The sequence below is a fragment of the Rhodococcus sp. NCIMB 12038 genome (assembly GCF_002165735.1).
Classification (GTDB): Bacteria; Actinomycetota; Actinomycetes; order Mycobacteriales; family Mycobacteriaceae; genus Rhodococcus_F.
The window spans coordinates 489,888-500,208 of the sequence record NZ_NHML01000003.1; the positions used below are offsets into that span (position 1 = coordinate 489,888).

Here is a 10,321-nt window from a genome sequence, read left to right on the forward strand (position 1 = left end):
GCACTAGGGTAGGAACCACATCGACCGATGAACCCCTGCGCCGATCACCCATCGGTGGTGTCGTAGCGGCGCGGGAGCAGAGCTGCACAACCAGAATCATGCACAAAGGAGCAGATTGTGACTGTCCGGGTAGGCGTAAACGGTTTCGGCCGTATCGGGCGTAACTTCTTCAGGGCGGTGGATGCGCAGAAGGCGCTCGGAACCACCGACATCGAGATTGTGGCGGTCAACGACCTCACGGACAACGCTTCGCTGGCGCATCTCCTGAAGTACGACTCGATCCTCGGTCGTCTCCCGCACGACGTCTCGCTCGAGGGTGAAGACACCATCGTCGTCGGAAGCCAGAAGATCAAGGCTCTCGCCATCAAGGAAGGCCCGGCGGCGCTTCCCTGGGGCGACCTGGGCGTCGACGTCGTCGTCGAGTCCACCGGCATCTTCACCGACGCAGCCAAGGCGAAGGGCCACCTCGAGGCCGGCGCCAAGAAGGTCATCATCTCCGCCCCGGCCAAGGGCGAGGACATCACCATCGTGATGGGCGTCAACGACGACAAGTACGACGGCAGCCAGAACATCATCTCCAACGCCTCGTGCACCACCAACTGCCTCGGCCCCATCGCCAAGGTGCTCGACGACGAGTTCGGCATCGTCAAGGGCCTCATGACGACGGTCCACGCCTACACTCAGGACCAGAACCTGCAGGACGGCCCGCACAGCGACCTTCGTCGCGCCCGTGCCGCCGCACTGAACGTGGTTCCCACCGGAACCGGTGCCGCCAAGGCCATCGGCCTGGTCCTCCCGCAGCTGCTCGGCAAGCTGGACGGCTACGCGCTGCGCGTCCCGATCCCCACGGGTTCGGTCACCGACCTCACCGCGAACCTGCGGAAGTCGGCCAGCGTCGAGGACATCAACGCCGCGATGAAGGCTGCCGCCGAGGGCCCGCTCAAGGGCATCCTGAAGTACACGGACGCCCCGATCGTGTCGTCCGACATCGTCACCGACCCGCACAGCTCGATTTTCGACTCCGGCCTCACCAAGGTCATCGAGGATCAGGCCAAGATCGTGTCCTGGTACGACAACGAGTGGGGTTACTCCAACCGTCTGGCCGACCTCATCGGTCTCGTCGCCAAGTCTCTCTGAGTGAAGGTCCGGTAACAGTGGCAGTTCAGACTCTCGACGATCTTCTGAACGCTGGGGTCGAGGGGCGTGCCGTGCTGGTGCGCTCCGACCTCAACGTTCCGCTCGACGGCGACCGGATCACCGATCCCGGGCGCATCCTCGCTTCCGCACCGACGCTGAAAGCGCTGGCGGAGGCGGGCGCCAAGGTCATCGTCACCGCCCATCTGGGTCGCCCCAAGGGCGAGCCCGACCCGCAGTACTCCCTCGCACCGGTGGCGGCCAAGCTCGCCGAGGTGCTGGGCCGCAACGTCCAGCTCGCCGGCGACGTCGTCGGGCAGGACGCGCTGGCACGCGCGGAGGGACTCACCGACGGCGACGTCCTCCTGCTGGAGAACATCCGCTTCGACCCGCGAGAGACCAGCAAGGACGAGGCCGAGCGGATGAAGCTCGCCAAGGCCCTGGTCGAACTCGTCGGCGACGACGGTGCGTTCGTGTCCGACGGCTTCGGTGTCGTGCACCGCGCGCAGGCGTCGGTGTACGACGTCGCGAAGCTGCTCCCGCACTACGCGGGCAAGCTCGTCGAAGCCGAGATCGAGGTGCTCGGCAAGCTCACCGAGGAGCCCGAGCGGCCGTACGCGGTCGTCCTCGGTGGATCCAAGGTGTCGGACAAGCTCGCGGTGATCGAGGCGCTGGCCCCCAAGGTCGACACCCTCGTGATCGGCGGCGGCATGTACTACACGTTCCTCGCGGCGCAGGGCGTCTCGGTCGGCAACTCGCTGTGCGAGGAGTCGATGATCGACACGTGCAAGGCGCTGCTCGAGCAGTACGCCGACGTGATCCACATCCCGCAGGACGTGGTCATCGCCGATTCGTTCTCGGCCGACGCCGAGTCGAAGATCGTGTCGGTGCTCGAGATCCCGGACGGCTGGATGGGACTCGACATCGGACCGCAGTCGGTTCGCCGGTTCGCGGCGATCCTGACCAGCGCGAAGACCGTGTTCTGGAACGGCCCGATGGGCGTGTTCGAGTTCGAGAAGTTCGCCGCGGGCACCAAGGGTGTCGCCGAGGCGATCATCGAGGCCACCGGCAAGGGCGCGTACAGCGTCGTCGGTGGCGGTGACTCCGCCGCGGCGGTGCGCCAGCTCGGTCTGCCCGAGGACGGGTTCTCGCACATCTCCACCGGTGGCGGCGCCTCCCTCGAGTACCTCGAGGGCAAGGAACTCCCCGGCATCGCAGTTCTGGAGGGCTGAGGAATGGCACGGAAGCCGCTGATCGCCGGCAACTGGAAGATGAATCTGAACCACCTCGAGGCCATCGCGCTGGTTCAGAAGATCGCCTTCTCGCTCCCCGCGAAGTACTTCGACAAGGTCGACGTGACGGTGATCCCGCCGTTCACCGACATCCGCAGCGTGCAGACCCTCGTCGAGGGCGACAAGCTCCTGCTCACCTACGGTGCGCAGGACGTGTCGGCCCAGGATTCGGGTGCGTACACCGGCGAGATCAGCGGCTCCATGCTGGCCAAGCTGGGCTGCACGTTCGTCGTCGTCGGACACTCGGAGCGCCGGACCCTGCACTGTGAGGACAACGACACCGTGCTGGCCAAAACCAAGGCCGCGCTGAAGAACGGGCTCACCCCGATCGTCTGCATCGGTGAGGGCCTCGATATCCGCGAGGCCGGTGAGCACGTGTCCTACAACGTCGAGCAGCTGCGGGGTTCGCTCGCCGGACTGTCCGCCGAGGACATCGCGAAGGTCGTCATCGCGTACGAGCCGGTGTGGGCCATCGGCACCGGCCGGGTGGCCAGTGCCGCGGACGCGCAGGAAGTCTGCGCCGCGATCCGCGCCACGCTCGGTGAGCTGGCCTCGCCGGACGTCGCGTCCGGTGTCCGCGTTCTCTACGGCGGCAGCGTCAACGCGAAGAACGTCGGTGAGATCGTCGGTCAGACGGATGTGGACGGCGCCCTCGTGGGCGGCGCGTCACTGAAGGCCGACGAGTTCGCCACCCTGTCGGCGATCGCCGCGGGCGGACCCCTGCCGTAAGGCGCCTTCGGCGCTCGTGCGCCTTTCCGGTAGCGGTGGGTACCGGAAAGGCGCACGAGCGCGGAGCGCCTGTAGGGTGTACAAGGTTGTAGTTGTTCCTACTGGATGGGTGGACGTAGACAGACATGGAACTGTTCCTGGATATCTTGCTGGTGATCACCAGCTTGCTGCTGATTCTGCTGGTGCTGCTGCACCGCGGTAAGGGCGGCGGTCTGTCCAGCCTGTTCGGCGGCGGCGTCCAGTCCAGCCTGTCCGGTTCCACCGTGGTCGAGAAGAACCTCGACCGGCTGACCGTCTTCACCGGTCTGATCTGGTTCATCGCCATCATCGGCATCGGCCTGGAGATCAAGTTCGGCTGATCGGCTTCATCATGCGGACGGGCCGTCACCGGTCGATACTGGATGCATGATCGAAACCCCACGTGAGGCCACTGAACCACTCCGCGAAGACATTCGGCTCCTGGGCGGCATCCTCGGTCAGATAGTGCGGGAGCAGGCCGGGGACAGCGTCTTCGACCTCGTCGAGAAGGCCAGGGTCGAATCGTTCCGGGTTCGTCGTTCCGAGATCGATCGCGCCGATCTGGCCGACATGTTCACCGAGGTGTCCACGAGCGACGCCATTCCCGTCATCCGGGCCTTCAGCCACTTCGCCCTGCTGGCCAACCTCGCCGAGGACAATCACCGCGAACGCCGGCGTGCCGTCCACGTCGCCGCCGGTGAACCCGCCCCCGACAGCACCCTGACCGCCACGTTCGCCAAGCTCGACGCCGCTCATCTGAGCAGCGACGTCGTCGCGGACGCGTTGCGCGGGGCGCTGGTGTCGCCGGTCATCACCGCGCATCCCACCGAGACCCGTCGCCGCACGGTGTTCGAGACCCAGACGCGGATCACCGAACTGATGCGGTACCGCGAACGCACCGCGCTGACCGAGTCCGAGACCGCCGACGTCGACGTCCGGTTGCGGCGGCAGATCCTCACCCTGTGGCAGACCGCGCTGATCCGGTTGTCGCGGTTGCGGATCCAGGACGAGATCGAGGTCGGGCTGCGGTACTACGACGCGGCGCTGTTCGAGGTCGTCCCGAAGATCAACGCCGAACTGCGCACTGCCCTGCGGTCGCGGTGGCCGGACGCCGATCTGGGCCGGGAACCGATCCTGCGTCCCGGATCGTGGATCGGCGGGGACCGCGACGGCAATCCGTACGTCACCGCCGAGGTGGTCCGCCAGGCCACCATCCGGGCCGCGGCCACCGCGCTCGAGCACCATCTCGGGCAACTCGAGACGCTCGAGCGGGAACTGTCCATGTCGGCCCGTCTCGTCACCGTCACACCCGCCCTCGACCTCCTGGCCGCGGCGTCCCAGGACGATTCACCGTTCCGCGCCGACGAGCCGTACCGTCGTGCCGTGCGGGGCATCCGGGGGCGTCTCACGGCCACCGCGCACCGCATCCTGGGGGAGGCGCCCGATCACGGGCTCGACCTCGGGCTCGCACCGTACGACACGCCGCGGCAGATGCTCGACGAACTCGACGTCGTCGACGACTCCCTGCGGCGCGGCGGCGACGGCACGATCGCCGACGACGGACTGGCCACGCTGCGGGATTCGGTGGAGGTGTTCGGTTTCCATCTCTCCGGCCTCGACATGCGGCAGAACTCGGACGTGCACGAGACCGTGGTCGCCGAACTGTTGGCGTGGGCGGGCGTGCACGCCGACTACCCGTCGCTGTCCGAGGACGAGCGGGTGGAGTTACTGTCGGCGGAGCTGTCCACCCGGCGCCCCCTGACCACGGCGAACGCCGAGTTCAGCGAGCTGACGGCGAAGGAACTCGCCATTCTCCAGGCCGGCGCCGACGCAGTGCGGACCCTCGGTGCGGGCGCGGTGCCCAATTACATCATCAGCATGTGCACGTCCGTCAGCGACATGCTCGAGGCCGCGGTCCTGCTGAAGGAGGTCGGCATCCTCGATCCCGGATCGGGGGAGGCGCCGTCCTGCCCGGTGGGCATCGTGCCGCTGTTCGAGACGATCGAAGACCTGCAGCAGGGGGCCGCCACCCTCGAGGCCACCCTGGAGGTCCCGATCTACCGGGCCCTGGTGTCGGCGCGCGGCGACGCCCAGGAAGTGATGCTCGGATACTCCGACTCCAACAAGGACGGCGGATATCTGGCGGCCAACTGGGCGCTGTACCGCGCCGAGCTGGACCTGGTCGACGCGGCCCGCAAGACGGGAATCCGGTTGCGGCTCTTTCACGGTCGCGGTGGCACCGTGGGCCGCGGCGGCGGACCCAGCTACGAGGCGATCCTCGCGCAGCCGCCCGGCGCGGTCGCCGGATCGCTGCGGATCACCGAACAGGGTGAGGTGATCGCCGCCAAGTACGCGGAACCCCGCCTCGCGCAACGCAATCTCGAAACGCTGCTCGCCGCGACCCTCGAGGCCACCCTCCTCGACGTCGAGGGCCTCGGCGACGACGCCGAACCGGCGTACCGCATCCTCGACGAACTCGCCGCACTGGCCCGCCGCGCCTACGGCGAATTGGTGCACGAGACACCCGGATTCGTGGAGTACTTCGAGATGTCGACCCCGGTCGCGGAGATCGGGGCGCTCAACATCGGCAGCCGCCCGGCCTCCCGCAAGCAGACCACGTCCATCTCCGACCTGCGGGCCATCCCGTGGGTGCTGTCGTGGAGTCAGTCCCGGGTCATGCTGCCCGGGTGGTACGGCACCGGCGCCGCGTTCGAGGAATGGACGCAGGGTGACCCCGACAGGGTGGCGACACTGTCCCGCCTCTACGAGACGTGGCCGTTCTTCCGGACCGTGCTGTCGAACCTGGCGATGGTGATGTCGAAGTCGGACATGGGCCTCGCCGCCCGGTACGCGGAACTCGTCCCCGACGAGGAACTACGCCGACGGGTGTTCGGCAAGATCGCCGAGGAGCACGAGCGGACCATCCGGATGTACAAGGCGGTCACCGGGAACGACACACTGTTCGCCGACAATCCCGGTCTGGAGCGGTCGGTGCACAACCGGTTCCCGTACCTCGAGCCGCTCAACCACCTGCAGGTGGAACTGCTGCGCCGCTACCGGGCCGGGGACGACAGTGATCAGACGCGCCGCGGCATCCAGCTCACGATGAACGGGCTGGCGACCGCACTGCGCAACAGCGGGTAGCAGGGCCGGTTTCCGCGCCCGCGGGAAAGTGCACGAACTTTCTTGCGGGGCGCGGGAACCGAACCGTCCGTCCCTGCGTCAAAACGGGAAAGAGCACAAGGTTTCCGAGACGAAGTGGGGCGACAGGATGAGGCGATGCGCGGGTGACCCGGTCTATTGGCGCGGCGGAATCGGGCGGCGGGGGACGCGGACGGCGAGCCCGCATCGGGCCGGCCGCATCGTCACCGAATGCCGGGTCACCCGGACACCGGTCGAACGGGACCCCCGGTCGCCCGCCGGGTTACCGGGCGACGACGAGGACCCCGTCGGATGAGAGGGTCAGTTCGGCGAGCGTCAGTTCGGCAGCCGGGACGCGGCCGAACTGTCGAGCAGCCACCGGGTGGCCGAGAGTCCGCGGGCCCCGGACGCCGGGATCTCGACGGGCGGTGCGCCCGCGATCGCGGCGGCCACGGCCTCGGCCTTGGCTTCGCCGGACACGACGAGCCACACCTCGTCGGCGTGCCGGACTGCGGGAAGGGTCAGCGTGACCCGCACCGGCGGCGGCTTGGGGGAGTCCGTCACCGCGACGACGAACCGGTGCTCCTCGCGGACCGCGTCGGTGTCGGGGAACAGCGAATTGACGTGTCCCTCACCGCCCATGCCGAGCAGGTGGACGTCGAAGACCGGGACCTGCCTGCCGTCGGCGTGCGCCCCGAGCACCTGCGCGTACGCGACGGCGGCCGCCTCCGGGTCGTTCTCGTAGATCCCGTCCGCGACGGGCATGGTGTGCACGCGGTCGGGATCGACGTCGACGTGGTCGAGCAGCGCGGCCCGCGCCTGCACGTCGTTGCGTTCCGGATCGCCTGCCGGCAGGAACCGCTCGTCACCCCAGAAGATGTCGATCGCGCGCCAGTCGATGTCGCCCGGATTCTCCCGGACCTTCTCGAGCAACCCGATCCCGGTGCCGCCGCCGGTGAGGACCACCGACGCCGAACCGCGATCCTTCTGGGCGGCGACGACGGTGGCGACGAATCGCTCCGCGGCCTTCGTCACCAGCGTGGCGGTGTCGGGGTGCACTTCTACGTGGATGTCACTCATACGTCACCTTCGTCAGCCCGGCGAGTGCGGCCTCGTAGGCCTCGTCGGGGTCCAGTCTGCGTAGTTCTTCGGCCAGGCAGTCACGGGTCTCCCGCCTGCCCAGCGCCACCAGCGCATCCGGTTTCCCGGTCCGCGACAACGTCGCGGTGGTGCCGGTCTGCGGGCGGCTGATGGTCAGCGTGCCACCGTCCGCGAACGCGAGTGTCACGAACAACTTTCCGACCCTGCGGCTGACGGGCGCATCGAGACGGCCTGCCAGCCATCCGGCGATCATGTCGACGGCGGGCTCGTCCACGAGGCCCGACACCACCGCCGATTCGATGCGCGAATGCGGCGGCTGATCGACGGCCGAGGTGATGAGCCCCCGCCACATCGTGATGCGGCTCCACGCCAGATCGGTATCGCCGGACGTGTAGGAGGCGAGGCGACCCTTGATCTCCGCGGCGGGATCCGGACGGTCCGTGGCGTCGGTGATGCGCCGGATCGCGAGTTTCCCGACCGGGTCCTTCGCGGGGACGGTGGGAGCGGACTCCGGCCACCACACGACGACCGGGGTGTCGGGGAGGAGGAACGGCACCACCACGCTGCTCTCGTGGTCGGCGAGTTCGCCGAACAGGCGGAGCACCACCACCTCCGAGGCGCCGGCGTCACCCCCGACTCTGATCTGGGCGTCCAGCCGCGGTTCGGCGTCGCGGGAACCGCGGGCGACGACGATGACACGGCAAGGATGTTCCCGGCTCGCCTCGTTGGCGGCGTCGATGATGTCCTCGGAGTTCTCGCTGTCCCGGGTGCACACCACCAGGGTGAGAACCCGTCCCAGCGTCACCGCCCCGCCGGTCTTCCGGACCTCCACCAGCTTCTTGTTGACCTGGCCGGTGGTGGTCGAGGGGATGTCGATGATCATCTACGGCCTTCTCCATTCGCGACCGGTGCGCTGCATCATTTCGTCCGCGGACGGGGGACCCCACGTGCCTGCCTCGTACGGTTCCGGTTTGCCCTCCGCGGCCCACGCTGCGAGCGCCGGATCGAGGATTTCCCACGACAATTCGACCTCGGCGTTGACGGGGAACAAGGAGGGTTCACCGAGCAGCATGTCGAGGATCAGGCGTTCGTACGCCTCGGGGGACGACTCGGTGAACGCCTGGCCGTAGCTGAAGTCCATGCTGACGTCGCGGACCTCCATGCTCGATCCCGGGACCTTGGACCCGAAGCGCATCGTCACACCCTCGTCCGGCTGCACCCGGATGACGAGCGCGTTCTGACCGAGTTCCTCGGTCATCGTCTGATCGAACGGCAGGTGCGGCGCGCGCTTGAAGATCACGGCGATCTCGGTGACCCGGCGGCCGAGCCGCTTCCCGGTGCGGAGGTAGAACGGCACACCCGCCCAGCGGCGGGTGTCGACCTCGAGGGTGATGGCCGCGAACGTCTCCGTGGTGGAGTCCTGTGAGAACCCGTCCTCCTCCAGTAGGCCGACCACCCGGGTGCCGCCCTGCCAGCCGCCCGCGTACTGCCCGCGCGCGGTGGTCTCGTCGAGTGGCTGCGCGAGTTTGGTGGCGGAAAGCACCTTGATCTTCTCCGCCTGCAACTCCGACGGTTCGAAGCTGATCGGCTCCTCCATCGCCGTGAACGCGAGGAGTTGCAGCAGGTGATTCTGGATGACGTCCCGCGCCGCCCCGATGCCGTCGTAGTACCCGGCTCGCCCACCGAGACCGATGTCCTCGGCCATGGTGATCTGCACGTGATCCACGTAGTGGGCGTTCCAGATCGGATCGAACAACTGGTTGGCGAAGCGCAGCGCCAGGATGTTCTGAACGGTTTCCTTGCCGAGGTAGTGGTCGATCCGGAAGACGGTGTCCTCGGGGAAGACCTCGTTCACGACCGCGTTGAGCTCACGTGCGCTCGCGAGGTCGTGACCGAACGGCTTCTCGATGACCACCCGGCGCCACTGGCTGTCGTTCGACCGGGCGAGGCCGGCCTCGGACAGCTGCTTGAGGACCACCGGGAACGCGTCCGGCGGAATCGCGAGATAGAACCCGTGATTGCCGCCGGTCCCGCGTTCGCGTTCGAGAGTGGCGAGGGTGTTCGCCAGTTCCTGGAAGGCCGCCGGGTCGTCGAAGCTGCCCTTGACGAACCGCAGGCCCTCCGACAGCCGTTCCCACACGTCCTCCCGGAACGGGGTCCGGGAATGGTCGCGCACGGCATCGTGCACGATCTTGCCGAAGTCCTCGTCCGACCAATCCCTGCGGGCAAACCCGACGAGAGCGAACCCGGGCGGCAGAAGACCACGATTGGCCAGATCGTAGATGGCGGGCATCAACTTGCGCCGGGCCAGGTCGCCGGTGACACCGAAGATCACCAGCGCACACGGCCCGGCGATGCGTGGTAGGCGCTTGTCCCTACTGTCGCGAAGTGGATTGACCCAATCGTCTGACGCTGCGGGCTCGCTCACGTATCAGCTCTTCTGCCCTGCTGCGCGCAACTGCTCCGCGGTGGCCTCGAGGAGTTCGTTCCAGGACACCTCGAACTTGTCGACGCCCTCGTCCTCGAGGACCTTGAACACGTCGGGTAGGTCGATGCCGACGGCGGTGAGCTGGTCGAAGATCTCCTGCGAGGCGACCGCGGTGCCGGAGACGGTGTCCCCTTTGACCTGGCCGTGGTCGGCGAACGCGTCGAGGGTCTTCTCCGGCATCGTGTTCACGGTGTTCGGGGCCACCAGGTCGGCGACGTACAGGGTGTCCGGGTAGGCGGGGTTCTTGACGCCGGTCGACGCCCACAGTGCGCGCTGCGGGCGGGCACCGCCCTCGAGCAGTCCCTGGAACCGCGGCTGCACCTCGAAGACCTGCTGGTAGGCGGCGTACGCGAGGCGGGCGTCGGCGAGGGCCGCCTTGCCGCGCAGCGCGAGGCCGTCGGGGGTGCCGCTCTTGTCG

The 10,321-nt window shown here is 67.9% G+C and carries 9 protein-coding genes; 5 read left to right on the plus strand and 4 right to left on the minus strand.

Annotated elements, in window-relative coordinates:
* Positions 1 to 117 precede the first annotated feature (117 nt).
* The 5 genes from gap (at position 118) to ppc (ending at position 6,317) form a co-directional block, all read left to right on the plus strand.
* On the plus strand, positions 118 to 1,137 hold the full coding sequence (gene gap / locus CA951_RS06070; protein WP_015890630.1) for a type I glyceraldehyde-3-phosphate dehydrogenase: 1,020 nt from the start codon (positions 118 to 120) through the stop codon (positions 1,135 to 1,137).
* 17 nt (positions 1,138 to 1,154) lie between these two features.
* Positions 1,155 to 2,366, plus strand: a complete 1,212-nt coding sequence (pgk, locus tag CA951_RS06075; protein WP_087555959.1) for a phosphoglycerate kinase — start codon at positions 1,155 to 1,157, stop codon at positions 2,364 to 2,366.
* Positions 2,367 to 2,369: 3 nt separating this feature from the next.
* On the plus strand, positions 2,370 to 3,155 hold the full coding sequence (gene tpiA / locus CA951_RS06080; RefSeq protein WP_087555960.1) for a triose-phosphate isomerase: 786 nt from the start codon (positions 2,370 to 2,372) through the stop codon (positions 3,153 to 3,155).
* A gap of 125 nt (positions 3,156 to 3,280) precedes the next feature.
* Complete coding sequence (gene secG, locus CA951_RS06085; protein ID WP_015890633.1) at positions 3,281 to 3,514, plus strand: preprotein translocase subunit SecG; 234 nt, start codon at positions 3,281 to 3,283, stop codon at positions 3,512 to 3,514.
* 46 nt (positions 3,515 to 3,560) lie between these two features.
* Positions 3,561 to 6,317, plus strand: a complete 2,757-nt coding sequence (gene ppc, locus CA951_RS06090; protein WP_087555961.1) for a phosphoenolpyruvate carboxylase — start codon at positions 3,561 to 3,563, stop codon at positions 6,315 to 6,317.
* Positions 6,318 to 6,650: 333 nt separating this feature from the next.
* On the opposite strand, the gene pgl is transcribed toward ppc, so the two are convergent.
* From pgl to CA951_RS06110, 4 genes are all read right to left on the minus strand, one after another.
* Complete coding sequence (gene pgl, locus CA951_RS06095) at positions 6,651 to 7,394, minus strand: 6-phosphogluconolactonase (protein WP_087555962.1); 744 nt, start codon at positions 7,392 to 7,394, stop codon at positions 6,651 to 6,653.
* A complete protein-coding gene (gene opcA / locus CA951_RS06100; RefSeq protein WP_087555963.1) occupies positions 7,387 to 8,298 on the minus strand; it encodes a glucose-6-phosphate dehydrogenase assembly protein OpcA in 912 nt (303 codons plus the stop codon). Before opcA ends, pgl begins: the two co-directional genes overlap by 8 nt.
* Positions 8,299 to 9,843, minus strand: a complete 1,545-nt coding sequence (gene zwf / locus CA951_RS06105; protein WP_087555964.1) for a glucose-6-phosphate dehydrogenase — start codon at positions 9,841 to 9,843, stop codon at positions 8,299 to 8,301.
* A 3-nt stretch (positions 9,844 to 9,846) separates the two neighbouring features.
* Positions 9,847 to 10,321 (minus strand): transaldolase family protein (locus tag CA951_RS06110; RefSeq protein WP_306300844.1); only part of this gene is annotated, 475 nt, incomplete at its 5' end.